Here is a 14,056-nt window from a genome sequence, read left to right on the forward strand (position 1 = left end):
GAGTGCAGCCCCGTTCGTGGAAGAGCAACGCCTCGCGCTCCTCCTCGGCCCAGCGCAGGCCCAGGAAGTCCGCCAGCATCCTGACCTCCGCCACGAGTCAGCCAGTTTTGCTTGCCGCAGTACGCAGGGAAGCCCCCAGACCGGAGGAGGACACCGATCGTCCCGCCCGCAAGACCTCAGGCGCCATCAGAACCAGAGAACAGCCCTCCTCACGGTTTGAGACTGCCTCCCGCGCCTCGACAAACGCCTCCCGAAGTTGCTTGTGCAGCCACGCGTGAAGGGCGCCAGCCCCGGGGGCGTGCCCGGGTGGGCTCGGTTCCGCGTGGGTGTCGTGGTCATGCGGTATCACCCTGATGCGAGGGCACAGGCAGCGCTTTGAGCTCGTAACACGGTTCTCCGCAGGGGTGTTAGCGTCATCGCTGTGTCCGCACGACCAGCGGATGCGTTTCCTATCTGGGGGATATATGCGTGTCATTCGGTTGGCTCTCGTCAGCTCACTCGCGGCGGTCTCGCTCGTTGGATCGTCCTTCGCCACGGCGAGCGCGGAGCAGCTTCCTGCGCCGCAGCCGAGCCCCGCGGTTGAGGCCGCACCCAACGTCGAAGGTTCCCTTTCCGCCGCAGCGCCCATCGGTCTCTTCGTGACGACTGGCGACAAGGTTCACTACTCGACCTCGAAGCCGGGGTCTCCCGCGGCGATGTCTGGTCACGGCTGGTGGATCAAGGGGACGACGAAAGCCACCAAGGCCAACATCTCCATCTGGCTTGAGGTGAAGTCCGGGAAGGGCTGGCGCGTGGTCGGCTCGGGCGTGAAGAAGAACGCGTACCCCGGCGGTGGCAGCAAGGGGCGGGCGACGGCACGCATGGTGTGCGCCCAGGGTCCAGTCGCTCCGGGTACGAAGTGGACGTACCGCACGCGGATCGATGTTGACCTGATCGGGCACGCCGACAGCAGCGAGCAGGCCGTAACGGCGCCGCAGTCGTACCCCTGCCTGCCCCAGGCATAGTCGGTAGGTGATTCCTTTGACCGGTATGGATTCGACACTGATCGTCAGCCTCACGGGCTCGATCGAACTTCACGAGTGGGCCGCCCGGCTGTACGCGGACGGCCGGGACGACGACGCGTTCGGCCTGATCGTCAGACAGGGCGTCATGCAAAGCCTGACGGAGTTCCACGGGTCGAAGGAATCCCCCCGGGTCAGCTGGAGCCATCACGACGCGGGCGACTCGTGGACCGGAAGCTCCGACGCACCCGAACTGATCTGGCTGCAGGTCGACACTGCCCAATCGGCACCGGGCAGACTTCCGCTGCAGCCGATCGGGGCCGTGCTCGACCGGGTTCTCAGGAAGGTCGGCACACCGCGGATCGATGAGGGTGACTTCCTCATCCCGCTAGGCCGGTTCCCCCGTGACCCGATGGAGTTCGCCTACGACCGTGACTGGTTCGAGTTCTCCGACCCGGACCGGTCGGAAGTGACCGGCATCGAGCTGTATGCATCGGCCGGCGAGGGTGGCGAGAGTACGGACGTGGCCGACGTGGCCGCGACGGCTCAGACATGGCTCGGTGACGCAGCCGTACTGGCAGTAAACGACCGTCCCGCCCCGGGGCCGGTCGAATTCCGAGGATCTCCCTACGTACCGCTGGAGTTCCTCGGCCAGGTCGACTGCACGGTCCGCGAGTGGTCGATCGAGGCACTGGCCTGGCTGACCGAAGTCCTCGGCTGGGCGATGTCGAGTGCGGGGTGTGGGAACCACGGGCTCGTACGGCTACGCAGACAGCCCACCACACGCGCCTGAACGGCCCGGGCCCCGCAGTTCCCCCCTGGGGAGGGAGGGGAACTGCGGGGCACTTCCGTTCACTGCGCCCCGCCCGTCTGAGCTGCCGCTGCTGGCCGGTCCCGCCGGGCACATCCCGTCGCCTCTACAGCCGCTGCGCGACACTCTTGTCCTGGCTGAGCGTCCCCGCGGCATCTTGCACTGGCTCAAGCACAGCCCGAACGCGGCCCTCTTCGCTAGCCTGGCCGCCTCCGGTGAACCGATCACCCACCAGTGGCTCGATCAGATCCCGCCCAGTCGGCATCTGCGCTACGTCCGCCATACCCTCGTGCACCTCGGCGCCCTCCCGGAGTGGGATGAGGAACTCGAACGCATCCCCGCCTGGCTGGACACGGTCCTGGCCGACCGTCCGCCCGGCCACGTTCAGTTGGTCCGCCCCTACGCGCGCTGGCACCTGCTGCGACGAGCCCGACGACGCGCCGCCCGGCGGAGCCGGGCTCGTTCCTCCGAACCCGGGTCTTGGTGGCCCTGGAGTTCCTTGCCTGGCTGGACGACCATGGCCTTGACCTTGGCCGACCGGAAAGGGCGCCCCGTGGCGCTCATCGGCCTGGTCCGCGTCAGCACCGACCAGCAGAAGACCCGGCGCCAGCACGACGCCCTCGGCCCGATCTGCCTCAAGTCCGGAGTCGAGGGCGCGGTCAACGAGTTCGCCCACGGACGCGGCATGGGCCGCTGTCGCTACCGAAAACAGGGAATGGCCCACATTCCGCACAACCTGACGGCCATCGCCGTCAACATCGAACGCCTCGGCGGACTGCTGCCAAACGAGGAAGCCCTCGCTCCCCGCCGACCAACGGCCTTCCAGAACTACCTCGACCAGCGCGTAGTACTCCTGCGAGTTGGCTGATAGCGACCAGGAAGACCCCTGCGTAGGCGAGCCTCAGGTAGGCGGCCAGGGTCGCGAGTCCTTCGTGGACCGGCCGGAAGAACACCAGGAGTGCCCATGCCACGACCACGTCCAAGGCGGCTGCCAGGACCAGGCTCGCCACGCCGAACCGGAAGAGCGAGTCGGAGTCGAGTAGGTCCTGAACTGTCTTCTCCGCGTCGCCTTCGGAGACCAGCCCTTCCAGAACAAGGAATTGGGCAAAGAGGGCGAGCAGGGCAACCAGCAGAAGACTGAGGCCGGCCACCATGCCTGCGCTGCGTACGGTGCGCTCCGTCGTTCCTGACAAGTTCATCATGCTCACTGGCCCCAGAGCGGGACACCACAGCTATTCCACTGGCCGTGGTATGGATTTTGGCTCCGGCCGCGTCGGCACCCCGCCCCGTGTGACCCGTGGGGTGTCATCGGGTGCTCGCCTGGGGGACCGCCGGGGTGCATGTTTCCTGTGAGGCATTTTTGACAGGCCGGAACCCCTTGAGGAGCAGAACCAACGGGAAGACGATCTCGAATACCCCGCCTGGAACGTAGAACACGATACCGACTCCGGAATCGAGGTCGGCGATGCCCAGTACATCGGCCAGGACGCCCAGTAGCAGAACCGAATACCCGGCCAATCCCAGTACGGACAGCCATACGGCGACCAGGCGCGAGCGGAGCAGTACGTACGAGAGGGTGACCCCGCCCGCGCCCGCGAACGCATAAACGAGGAGAGCGTAGTCGTGGAAATCCTGACGGCTCGCCAGGAAATAGATACCCACTGCGATGATGATCGAGCATTCTGTGGCCCTCAGAACCAGGTACGCCAGGGGTGCCCGTTTTCCGTGCGGCCTCAGCACGGAAAGCAAGAGGATACCGATGGCCGCCACCGCAAGCCCCGTGTACCCCTCCAGCAGCACCCCGGCGAGCAGGCCGGCGAAGCCCTTCCTCCCGCTTGAAAAATACTCCGCTACAAGGGAGCTGCCGACCGCGAAGGTCAGAGAGGAGGAGAGGAAGAGGAAACCCACCAGAACAGCGATCCGCCGGTGCGTCATACGAGCTCCCTTCCAGCGCGCAAGCACGCCAGGAGCGTCATGTGCCGAAATCTGATTGAGCTCGGCGCACTCATGAACAGCGTGCTCCTGTCCGCGCGCCCTGTCACCCCTCCCGGCAGGCCCGGACATGCTTCATCGGACCGATGGGCCGGACAGCGCACTGCGCACCTGGAGTAGCTGTCCTTCGTCTGCACGGTTGCCTGCAATGGCCTCTTGGCCTGCTTCTGGATGGCAGTATGCGTTTCGCTGCAGATGCGGTCCGTCGTCAGAGCCCGCGAGCGGTCTTCCGGATTCCTCGTGCCTTCCGGGAAGGTGTTCCGCTGAGGGTGAGCGAGCGTGTCGGCAGCGCTGGTGTAGGTCGGCGCCCGGGCCTCAGCTCCTGGGCCTGGAGGCAGGGGAGCCGCCGACGCGCTCTCGATGCAAAAGAGCTGATACTCCGTCGAGGGTTGGAGGGCCGCCGCTCCCGGGAAGGCGGCCGTGGCCGTGAGGCCCGTCGTCCGCCTCAGGGCTGTCCTCTCTGACGTGAAGGGGCGCGGGGTATGCCCTTCGCAGAGGGGACGGAGGCTGAGTACGCGCTCGGCTGTGCGGCCCCAGCCGGGCCTCGAATATCCAACCGAACTCGGGGGCTGGGAGCCTGCCGTCCTGTCCAGAGATCCATCGGGCACGGCGCGTCCAGCCCAGCGCAGAGTGATCGCTTTGCTGCCGGAACCGGCTCTCAGGCCACTGGGATCCTGGCCCGCAGATCCTTCTCTCGCGAGCGACCTGCCCAGCCCATTCCCCCTCTTGTTCCTGGGGTGGACGGAGGGCCTGGTTGCCTTTCGACGGAACCTGGTTGACCTCACTCAGGAGCGTGGCCGTTGGTCAGCTGTTCGGCGTACGGAGGGGCGTAGGGAGGCGTTGACGGTGGTCTCGTGCGGCGGGACGGTGCCTGCATGCCGCGAAGTCTGCGGTGCCGCGAGAGGGAAGGGGCGCGTCATGACGATCGCGAAACTCGACACCGGTCTGTGGGCCACGGGCTTCGGGCTGGCTCCCGGGCAGGAGCACTCCTGGACCCAGGCCGATCAGAACTACGGCCAGGTCCGCTGGTTCGTCGCCCACCCCCTCGCGTTGCCGGGGACGGAGCGTCGGCTGGAGGTCACGCGTGTGGGTGAGTGGGTCAGCGCCGCGGGCGCACGCACCATCAACGTCGTCGTCAGGAACGTCGGTTCGACGACCGCGAACTACGGCATCTTCGTCGCCCAGAACGTCTGACTCGAAAGGAAGACCACCGTGCGTGCTTTCGTGCTGTACGACAAGGACGGCACCATCACTTCTGCAGGGGTCCCGACTGCGACAGACACCGGTAGGCAGGCCCTGCTCAATCAGCCTGGCACGGCCGTCGCCGAGGTCGAGCTCCCGGACCTCGGCGCCTACGGCACTGCGACCACAGGCCAGGGCACGGGTGAAGACCTCACCGAGCGGCTCGTCCAGGTCATGGCCGAGTACCGGGTGGATATTTCGAGTCACGGCACCTCGCTCGTCCGCAAGTAGCCGACTGCCCAACCTGGTTCACCGCCACCTTGGCGGACCCGACGTCGGGTCCGCCACGCGCGCCTCGCCGTGGGCAAGCGGAACGGGACCTGGACCGGACGTACGCGGCGACTTCCCTGCTGGTGTTTTGGTGCAGATCACGCAGGCGGGCAGTCGGCAGGCCGTTGGAGGGTCAGGCGGCCGGTGGCGGCCGTCTATTGCCCATCGGTTTGGTTGCGGTGTCGGATACGGCGAGAGTCCCGTCGATGAACCTTCCCCTTGATCGTGGACACCTGGAGACTGGGATCTGAGGTTCCAGAGGAAGTAGCACCAGGTGGGAAACAAGTACACGAAGCGGTACACAGAGGAGTTCAAGCGGGACGCGATCGCGCTCGTCGACTCCTCGGGCAAGACGGTCACGGCCGTTGCCCGGGAGCTGGGCATCAGCTCCGAGTCCCTGCGCGGCTGGTACCGCGAGGCCAAGGCGGACCAGAACGAGGGAGCCTCCGGCGGCTTGAGCAGTGCCGAGCGCGACGAGCTGAGGCAGCTGCGCAAGCAGGTCCGTGAAACAGCAGCAGACGATCGAGATCCTGAAAAAAGCGACTGCCTTCTTCGTGAAGGAGAACGACCGGTGAGCGTGTTGTACCGGTTGATCCATGCGGAGAAGGCGAATTACCCAGTCGTTCTGCTGTGCCGGGTGCTGCACGTGGCCCGCTCCTCCTACTACGCGTGGCGCGAGGGCGAGGCAGCCCGCCAGGCCCGCCGGGCCGCCGACGACATGCTCGCCCACGAGATCACCATGCTGCATATCGCCTCGCGCCGCACTGACGGGGTCCCGCGTATCCACGCCGAACTGCGGCGTCTGGGACGGCGGGTGAACCGCAAGCGCATCGCCCGTGTGATGCGCGAGCGCGACATCCAAGGCATCACCCGACGCAGGCGCCGCTCGCTGACCCGGCCGGACAAGAAGACGAAGCCGGCCCCGGATCTGATCGGCCGCGACTTCCACGCCGAGCGGCCCGGGATCAAGCTGGTCGGCGACATCACCTATCTGCCCACCGCCGAAGGCTGGCTCTACCTTGCCTGCTGGCTGGACCTGGCCACCCGTGAAGTCGTCGGCTATGCCATGGCCGCCCACCACCGCGCCGAGCTCGTCGTGGACGCCCTCGACATGGCCTATGGCCGAGGGAACCTGGAGCCCGGCTGCGTGATCCACAGTGATCGCGGCAGCGAATACACCTCAACCCAATTCCGCGACAGGATAAGCGAGTTGGGACTTCGGAGCAGCTGCGGACGCACTGGATCATGCTTTGACAACGCTGCTGCGGAGAGCTTCTGGGCTCTGCTCAAAGAAGAGATCGGCACCCGCACCTGGCCCGACCGGGCCACCGCCCGCGCCGAGGTCTTCACCTTCATCGAGACCTTCTACAACCGCCGCCGCCTGCGCAAGCACAAGACCTTCGGCTACCTCACACCAGCCGAAACCAGGCAGCGGCACCAACACGCCCTCGCGGCATAACCGACGAGTGTCCAAGATCACGGGGAAGCTTCACCGCCAGAGTCTCCCCACGATCCGCTCCGACCGGCGCCAACTGCGGTGCCCCGAGGTCGGCCAGGAGCTGCGCGGCCCTGCCGGGGACCGCGTCGGCGGTGCGCACCTCGCGCTCGGTGAGCACGACGGGCGACCCGGTGCTGGCCTCCTGGCGCAGCCCGACATCCGCCAGCGCGAGCCGGTGCAGCAGCCGTTCACTCGGAGGATGCGGCGCTCCCAGTCCGGTGCCCGAGAGACGTGCGCCGCGTTCCGTCGTCCACACCACCGTCCCCGCCCACCGCGTCTCCGCCGACCGGAACAACAACCCCGCCTCCGTCGTCAGCCGAACCCGTGTGCGCGCCGTCTCCACCTGCCCGCCCCAGCACGCCATCGCGACCTGGCGCAGCGTCAGCGACCCGTACCTGGTCGCCAGCGCGAGCAACTGCTCGTCCGCGCCCGTGCGTACCCAGCCGTCGCCACGGGCCTCCCCGGTGCCCTGCACCGTGCGGCGCCGCTGCGCCCGCTCCCAGTACCCGCTCACCCGCTCCGCGTCCTGCTCCCGCTGTTCCTTCTCCACCTTGTTCTCCCTGTAGTCGCCGTACCCGTCCCGCCGTGGTGCGGGCCGTGGACGGCAGCGTGGCGGGGGAAGCGGACACCCCCTCCAGCTCGTCGTGGAGGCGGCCGTCGACCTCGCCGCCTACTACACGGCGAAGATCCCCGCCCCCTGCACCCGCGAGATGCCGCTGGTCATCCAGATCGACGGCAAGGGAGTGGTGATGCGGCCCGAAGCCCTGCGCGAGGCCACCCGCCGGGCTGCCGCCAGGACGGCGGCTGCCGGACGACGCGGACGGTTAGCTCCGGGCGAGAAGCCCAACCGCAAGCGCATGGCGACCGTGGCGTGTGTCTTCGACACTGACTGTTCCCGCAGCGCGACGGCCGCACGACATCATTCACCCGCCCGGCGGACGCACCGATACCCGGACGCCGAGGCGGGGCCCGAAAGCACTGCGGAAGTGGTGCACCGCCTCCGTGATCCGCGCTCCGGAGCAGGTCGTCTCCGACGCCTTCGACCAGGCCGAAGCCCGCGATCCGCAGCATCTGCGGGACTGGATCGTGCTCGTCGACGGCGCCCGCCACCAACTCGACCTGATCCATACCGAAGCCGCCCGCCGGGACGTCCGCGTTCACGTCCTGCTCGACTTCGTACATGTCGCCGAGTACTGCTGGACCGCCGCCCGTGCTTTCCATCCGCCGGGCAGTCGCGAGGCCGAGACCTGGGCTGCGGGCAAACTCACCGCGATCTTCGCCGGACAGGCCGGCCGGGCCGCCGCCGAAAGGAACGCGCAGGCCACAGCCGCACAGCTTCCCGCCGCCCGCCGCGAGGCCGTCACCACCTGCCACCGCTACCTCACCGGCCACCTCGACCAACTCCACTACGACAGCGCCCTCACGGCGGGCTGGCCGATCGCCACCGGCGCAGTCGAAGGCGCATGCCGGCATCTGATCGCCGACCGACTCGACATCACCGGCGCCCGCTGGGGACTCGACGGTGCCGACGCCGTCCTCCAACTTCGCGCGCTGATGACGAACGGCGACTTCGAGGACTACTGGCGTTTTCATTCCGGTCGCGAACATGAGCGGCTCTACCTCACTGCTGACCAGCAGGAATACGACCTCACCGCATGACCAAGACGCTCTCCTGTGACGGCGTGTCCCACGGAGGTCAGCCGGGGGAAGGGCCGTCGTAGTAGCCGGGCCGGGCAAGCAGCACCGAGCTGAAGAAGTAGTCCTGCTCGTCTTCTGGTTCATCGTCGGCCTCGAAAGGGCGCCAAAAGCTGAGCAGCAGGTCTCGCGCGACGAAGGATGCGGGATCGTCGTCGTCGGGTTCGATAGCGGTGATCTCGGCCATGCGGTTCACGACTTCACGGGCCGGCAGGCCAAAGACGTCGATACCACGGAAGAGTACGACGTCCGAAGAGGTCGACGGACGTCCCAACTCAACGGCTTCCAGACGGTCGCGCATGCACTCGATGCTGATCATCAGGCCGCTGGGCCGGAAGATATGCTGCCCCGCCCGATCGGTCGCGGCGAGCTCCCTCACGTCACGCAGGGACTCCAGTGCGCTGTTCGCGGCCTCGCGCGACATGCCGATCTGCAGAGAACCGATGCCTATCGGCGGGACCAACTCGAAGTTCATGCGCGCATGCTGTCACGGCGGGCCTTCGAGATCTTCCCTCAGGAAGAGCTACGCCCTTCTGCGTTCTGTGCTGGAACGGCGTCGTCTGCCAGGCATCGCGCCGCCGCCTTCGTCACCGTCGTCCACGGCATGCCCAGCGCGTCCAACTCAGCCCGGCGTTCGTCGCTGAGTTCATCCGTAGGCAAGGCTCGTGGCTTCTCTCATTGCCAGACCGTCAGAGCGGGTCCGCGAGGCGTACTGGTGCGGCCGCCCACCGCGCGCCCATCATTCAAGGGGAAGGGCATGCCCGCCAGAGAAGGAGGCCGTCGTGGGGGAGCACCGCAAGCCCGATCCGGACCCCGGGAAGGGCAAGCCGCCGCCCGGGAACGCGGACGGGAAGGCCCCGGATCCGCCTCCACCGTCGGGCACCCGCAGGAAGTAGGCACCCCACCTCATGTCCCTTGACGACCACATCCGAGCCCTGGCTGAAGCACTCGATGCGCAGGGGTGGCCCGTCGACTCCCCATGGCTGCGCGCAGCCGTTCTCCAAGCTGCTCGGCGCCACGTCTTCGCTCCGGATCGGCTGTGGGAGTGGGACGGCCACCACCACGTTCCCGTCGACCGCGCCCAGGACCCGGACCGTTGGGCGTCCCTGGTTTACGCGGGCCCCGACGAGCCGACGCTGACGCAGATCACCGACGGGCTGCCGTCCTCCAGCTTGTCGGCGCCCTCGATCGTCATCGACATGCTCGACTCCCTCATGCCCGAGCCCGGCCACCACGTTCTGGAACTGGGCACCGGCTACGGGTGGAACGCGGCCCTGCTCGCCCACCGGGCGGGCCCCGGCAGGGTGGTGAGTGTGGAGACGGACCCCGGCCTGGCCGCCGCCGCCCACCGTCGGCTCACTGAGCACGGCTTCGACGTCACGGTGCTCACCGGGGACGGAGACCTCGGTGCCCCAGGCCACCGGCCGTTCGACCGGGTGATCGCCACCTATGCGGTCGAGCAGATCCCCTGGGCATGGATCGAGCAATGTTCACCCGGTGCCCGCATCGTGACCCCCTGGGGGCGGCTGGGCCACGTCGCCCTGACGGTCGCCGACGACTCCGGCTCCGCGACGGGCTGGGTCCAGGGGCTCGCCACGTTCATGCCCCGGCGCGGCACCGGCCAGGGACACGACTTCCACGACCTGCACACCACCATCCCCACCAGCAGCACGTCCACCATCCCCGCAGAAGACGTGCACGCGTTGCGGGACGCGAGCCTGATCTTCAGCCTACGCGTCACCCACCCCGACGTCCGCATTACCACCGCCCTCGCCCCCGACGGACAGGTCACCGCCCATGCCCACGACGGACACACCACCTGGGCCACCGCCACTACCCGGCCCGACGGCCACGCAAGGGTCGAACAGGGAGGACCCTGCTCCCTGATGACAGAGATCAGCCAGGGGTACCAGCACTGGCAGGACCGAGGGGCACCGTCCCTGTGGGACTTCGGCATGACCGTCGAACCGGGCCGTCAGTACATCTGGTGCAAGACCCCACAGGAACCGTGGGAATCCTGACGAGCAGGGGAATCCGTGCCCGGCGAGTGTCCATGCAGGCTGCTGGGGGACGCCGCCGACGCCGAATGCGGAACACGAGAGCACCGGGACCATCAAGCAAGTTCATGCCCGGCCACCATGCGCGGAAGAATGAAGAGCGAAGCAGTAGCCGTGGGCCAGCGAGCCATGCCACCGCACTTCCGCGGCGGCACTTCCCGGGCAGAACCGTCTCTGGGATAGGCGAATTCGGTCAGTGAGCTCTTTCAACGCGGCCTCGCAAGGGTGATGGGATCACCCCGGCTGACGCGCTCAGGGCCGGGGGCTTCGGGCGCTATCGGTGCCCCGCGCCGGCAGCTCGTGTCACTCGATCGGTGACCGAGTTGAAAGAGCTCAGTACCCGCGGATATGTGCGGCGACGTGCTGCTTGAACAGATCCTGGACGTGGACCGAGCCGGACAGCAACTGCTGTACATCGTCGAGGCCCCACAGCAGCACCGCACGGCTATGAGCCTCGCGTGCCGCATGCTCGGCAGTGTTGGGCGTGAACCCCGACATCGACACGTAGATGCCCGCAACCAACGCGGGACGATGGGCGAGCTTGCCACGCAAGTCCGAGAGCTCCCCCGGCTGAAGACGCGACTGCTTCCACCGGCACTCCATCACCGCGTGGAAGGGTTCCAACACGAGGAAGTCGAGCTGCTCACCGCCGTGCGGGATCCCCCGCTCCGCCCGACACCCATGGGCGAGCAGCAGGCGGAACATCCACTCCTCGAAGGCCCGCCCACGCACTCCGCCACGCTGGAGGGAAATCTCTCCGAGCTCGCGGCGCAGGAGCGCCAACTGCTCGTGGTCGAGGGAGTACCCGGTCAAGGCGGCGACAGCACGCTCGATTGCCACCTGCTGGGCCGAGGACTGGGCATGGGCGTCGGCAAGCTGGGCACCAGCCCACGCCGCATGTCCCAGATGTGAGGAGGGTGCGACGTCGAGCTCGAAGTGGACCTGATTCAGCTCGTGCCGCTGCACCATTACGTAGCCGTGATCCATGCACAGGACCTGCTGCACATGAGCGGCCGAGTCCGCTCTGGTTATCGCGCTGTACCGGGCCAACAGCGGATCTTCCCAGCGTTCGACCAACGTGGTCGCATCGGACGCCGAGGGACGCGCAAACACCCACTCGCCCGTGAGGGACACGACGATCAGGGGCTCGACCGGCTTCCACAGGACGAAGTGGCCGCACCGGTCATCCGCCGCCGACTCGTACAGGTCATGGACCCGCTCGCGGTAAGCCGTCAAGGAGCTTCGCCACCATTCCTCGACGTACGAGGACCACCCAGCAGCGAAGGCGCGTGAGGGCACCCGAGGCGCCCCATTTTCGAATCGCAACGCAGCATCTGCTACCGGGATTCCCCCTTGGCGATGGGGGAAAGACAGAGAGCCTACGCACGGCATCGCCGACACAGGACGACTTCGACCATACCGGCCCCCGTCTCCGGAGCGGCGCCGCTCGGCAGACCCGAACCACAACCCCCCGAAACGGGACCGACTACACAAGTCGTTTATTGACTTCGGCTCGGCAGGGTGATCCTTCGGGAAGTCCCTGTTGTGGATGCGGGTGTTCGCTGTACTTCGTGGTGTATGAGGTAGGCGGATGGGGGTGGGTTGACGCCTGTGGGGCGTCAATGCCGTGAGGCCGTACGGATGCGGGCTGCCGAGTTGTTCGAGCAGGAGATCGGGCCGCCGGAGGTGGCGCGGCGGCTGCGGGTGACTCGGAAGTCGGCCCACCAGTGGCAGCAGTTTGGGCGTGCGGGCGGGGCGAGGGCCCTGGTCTCGCGCGGTGCGAGCGGCTCGCGGTGTCGCCTGGCTCAGCGCTGCCTGGGCAAGCTTGCTGGATACCTCGGCGAGGGGCCGGCGGCGCACGGCTGGGTGGAGGACCAGGTGTGCGCCGCCGCGCGAGTGGTCACGCTGATCGGCCGGAAGTTCCACGTCTCCTACAGCGTCTCGGGCGCGACGAGGCTGACGCACCGGCTCGGCTTCAGCCCGCAGGTGCCCGTGCGTCGGGTCGCAGAACGCGACGAGGAGGCCGTCGCCGTGTGGAAGGAGGCGACCTGGGCGGAGGTAAAAGAGCGCGGGCGGCCTGTGGGGGCTATCTCTGTTTCGAGGACGAGGCAGGGTTCACCCGCCGACCGCCCCGCGGGCGCACCTGGGGACGACGCGGCATCACGCCGGTCGTGACGGTGAGCGGATGGCGTTCGGGGCGCCTGTCGGTGGCCGGGATGATTGTTATGCGGCCGGGCTCAAGTGAAGATGCCCCACGGAACACCGCAGTCCTGGTTCCCGGAACCTGAGAACGTTTCAATCCTGCTCGATGCCCCCCCCACCAAAGGCGGTGGCGGGGTCATCGCAGACGAGGCGTGAGCGTCGGCGGTCTCCTGACGGAGCCGCACAGCTACGGGATGTCCGTCAGATGAAGTTCTTGTTGATCAACAGGTTCAGGATGTCGGGGCGGTAATTGGGGAAGTCCATGGGCACGATGCCGAAGCGGGCTCGCTCGGCCTTCCTGGGTTCCAGGTACGCGTACACGCTGGGGAGGATCTTCTTCGCCCCGATAGAAGGATCGGGAATGGGCCCCTTGGCTGTACTCGTGAAGTTGATGAACATCTGGGAAATGTTGGGACGCCACCAGGCATCGTCGAACTGCTCGACGATGGCCTTCCTTTTCGCGTCGTCGGAGACGTTGTAGTCATCCTGGATGTCACAGTAGTCCGAACCCCACCTGAGAGTGGCCCAGTCGTGGGCGAAGTCGGTGAGGAGCACGACCTTGCCGCGGGCTTGGCCCAGGGAGGGCCAAGCGGGGTTGGTCCAGAAGAGCGGGCGGAAATGCATCGACGGATCATCCAGGTGCCAGTTGAAGCGGCGTCGGAACTCCTCCGCACCGAGTGCCTGGCCGCCCGCGTTCTCATTCCTGATCCGCATGATGACGACTTCGTTCGGATTGCTCCGCAGGAAGTAGTCACAGTCGTTGAGAACGTCCTGGAACCGCTTCTTCATGTACACGTTGCTGTGGTAGACACCCATCTCGTTCTTGCTTCCCTGCAGTCCGTTCAGACGGATGTCGAGAAAACGGATGCCGTTGTTCAGCTGGGTCAGCAGATCCCAGTCCTGGCATTTTGCGGCAGGGACGCCGCTGGTGGCACAGGTGTTGTGCGTTCCAGGAATGGTCAGTTTCGTCACGGGCAGGCCGCTGGACAGCTGTCCCATCCAGGACTGGGCGGACCAGGACGCGGCGGTGGCCACACTCGGCAGACCCAGCATCGTGGCGGTGGCCAGGCCGCTGACTCCAGCGCTCCACTTCAAGACCTCACGGCGGGTAGGGCTCATGCCTCTTCTCCTGTCCAGGATGGAACGCAGAGGGAACGCACCCCGGGCCGGAGGACGACCGCACGGGTTGCACGGCTGCGTGGTTTCCAAGGGGTGCGAGTCGGTGCGAACGAACACTGCAATGCTTCAAGTCAGCCGTTCAGTACGGCCATTCATGAATGACATCGAA

The 14,056-nt window shown here is 67.1% G+C and carries 14 protein-coding genes and 1 pseudogene; 9 read left to right on the plus strand and 6 right to left on the minus strand.

Annotated elements, in window-relative coordinates; translation table 11 throughout:
* Window positions 1–464: 464 nt before the first annotated feature.
* The 3 genes from OG897_RS30860 to OG897_RS30870 all read left to right on the plus strand — a co-directional run bounded on the left by OG897_RS30860 (window position 465) and on the right by OG897_RS30870 (window position 2,680).
* Window positions 465–1,004, plus strand: a complete 540-nt coding sequence (locus OG897_RS30860; protein WP_266661909.1) for a hypothetical protein — start codon at window positions 465–467, stop codon at window positions 1,002–1,004.
* 25 nt (window positions 1,005–1,029) lie between these two features.
* A complete protein-coding gene (locus OG897_RS30865) occupies window positions 1,030–1,794 on the plus strand; it encodes a hypothetical protein (RefSeq protein ID WP_266661911.1) in 765 nt (254 codons plus the stop codon).
* A gap of 175 nt (window positions 1,795–1,969) precedes the next feature.
* Window positions 1,970–2,680, plus strand: a complete 711-nt coding sequence (locus OG897_RS30870) for a hypothetical protein (RefSeq protein ID WP_266661913.1) — start codon at window positions 1,970–1,972, stop codon at window positions 2,678–2,680.
* Here the strand turns inward: OG897_RS30870 and OG897_RS41080 are convergent.
* Together OG897_RS41080 and OG897_RS30875 are read right to left on the minus strand one after the other, a co-directional pair.
* On the minus strand, window positions 2,565–3,014 hold the full coding sequence (locus OG897_RS41080; RefSeq protein WP_353963766.1) for a DUF4386 domain-containing protein: 450 nt from the start codon (window positions 3,012–3,014) through the stop codon (window positions 2,565–2,567). The genes OG897_RS30870 and OG897_RS41080 overlap by 116 nt on opposite strands.
* A gap of 103 nt (window positions 3,015–3,117) precedes the next feature.
* Window positions 3,118–3,747, minus strand: a complete 630-nt coding sequence (locus tag OG897_RS30875) for a DUF4386 domain-containing protein (protein WP_266661915.1) — start codon at window positions 3,745–3,747, stop codon at window positions 3,118–3,120.
* A 975-nt stretch (window positions 3,748–4,722) separates the two neighbouring features.
* On the opposite strand from OG897_RS30875, the gene OG897_RS30880 reads away from it, so the two are divergent.
* The 3 genes from OG897_RS30880 to OG897_RS30890 all read left to right on the plus strand — a co-directional run bounded on the left by OG897_RS30880 (window position 4,723) and on the right by OG897_RS30890 (window position 6,775).
* Complete coding sequence (locus OG897_RS30880) at window positions 4,723–4,998, plus strand: hypothetical protein (RefSeq protein ID WP_266661917.1); 276 nt, start codon at window positions 4,723–4,725, stop codon at window positions 4,996–4,998.
* An 18-nt stretch (window positions 4,999–5,016) separates the two neighbouring features.
* Entirely contained in the window at window positions 5,017–5,277 is a 261-nt protein-coding gene (locus tag OG897_RS30885; protein ID WP_266661919.1) for a hypothetical protein, read from the plus strand.
* A 313-nt stretch (window positions 5,278–5,590) separates the two neighbouring features.
* On the plus strand, window positions 5,591–6,775 hold the full coding sequence (locus OG897_RS30890) for an IS3 family transposase (protein WP_266661921.1): 1,185 nt from the start codon (window positions 5,591–5,593) through the stop codon (window positions 6,773–6,775).
* On the opposite strand, the gene OG897_RS30895 is transcribed toward OG897_RS30890, so the two are convergent.
* Complete coding sequence (locus OG897_RS30895; RefSeq protein ID WP_266661923.1) at window positions 6,726–7,364, minus strand: hypothetical protein; 639 nt, start codon at window positions 7,362–7,364, stop codon at window positions 6,726–6,728. The genes OG897_RS30890 and OG897_RS30895 overlap by 50 nt on opposite strands.
* Before the next feature lie 85 nt (window positions 7,365–7,449).
* Here OG897_RS30895 and OG897_RS30900 point away from each other — a divergent pair.
* Window positions 7,450–8,473 (plus strand): annotated as a pseudogene (locus tag OG897_RS30900) (ISKra4 family transposase); the annotation flags it as partial.
* Between the two features lie 37 nt (window positions 8,474–8,510).
* Here OG897_RS30900 and OG897_RS30905 read toward each other — a convergent pair.
* Window positions 8,511–8,984 (minus strand): hypothetical protein, encoded by a 474-nt coding sequence (locus OG897_RS30905; protein WP_266661925.1) that lies wholly within the window; start codon window positions 8,982–8,984, stop codon window positions 8,511–8,513.
* Window positions 8,985–9,417: 433 nt separating this feature from the next.
* On the opposite strand from OG897_RS30905, the gene OG897_RS30910 reads away from it, so the two are divergent.
* Window positions 9,418–10,530 carry a protein-L-isoaspartate O-methyltransferase gene (locus tag OG897_RS30910; RefSeq protein ID WP_266661927.1) on the plus strand — a complete coding sequence of 371 codons (1,113 nt, stop codon included), beginning with the start codon at window positions 9,418–9,420 and terminating at the stop codon, window positions 10,528–10,530.
* A gap of 369 nt (window positions 10,531–10,899) precedes the next feature.
* Here the strand turns inward: OG897_RS30910 and OG897_RS30915 are convergent, their stop codons facing one another.
* Window positions 10,900–11,802 (minus strand): restriction endonuclease, encoded by a 903-nt coding sequence (locus OG897_RS30915; RefSeq protein ID WP_266661929.1) that lies wholly within the window; start codon window positions 11,800–11,802, stop codon window positions 10,900–10,902.
* Between the two features lie 405 nt (window positions 11,803–12,207).
* Between OG897_RS30915 and OG897_RS30920 the strand changes: the two genes are divergently transcribed.
* Window positions 12,208–12,741, plus strand: coding sequence for a winged helix-turn-helix domain-containing protein (locus OG897_RS30920; protein WP_266661931.1), 534 nt, complete (start codon window positions 12,208–12,210; stop codon window positions 12,739–12,741).
* Window positions 12,742–12,969: 228 nt separating this feature from the next.
* Here the strand turns inward: OG897_RS30920 and OG897_RS30925 are convergent, their stop codons facing one another.
* A complete protein-coding gene (locus OG897_RS30925) occupies window positions 12,970–13,887 on the minus strand; it encodes a phosphatidylinositol-specific phospholipase C (RefSeq protein ID WP_266661933.1) in 918 nt (305 codons plus the stop codon).
* Between the last annotated feature and the right edge of the window lie 169 nt (window positions 13,888–14,056).

Origin of the sequence: Streptomyces sp. NBC_00237, assembly GCF_026342435.1 — a bacterium.
GTDB lineage: Bacteria > Actinomycetota > Actinomycetes > Streptomycetales > Streptomycetaceae > Streptomyces.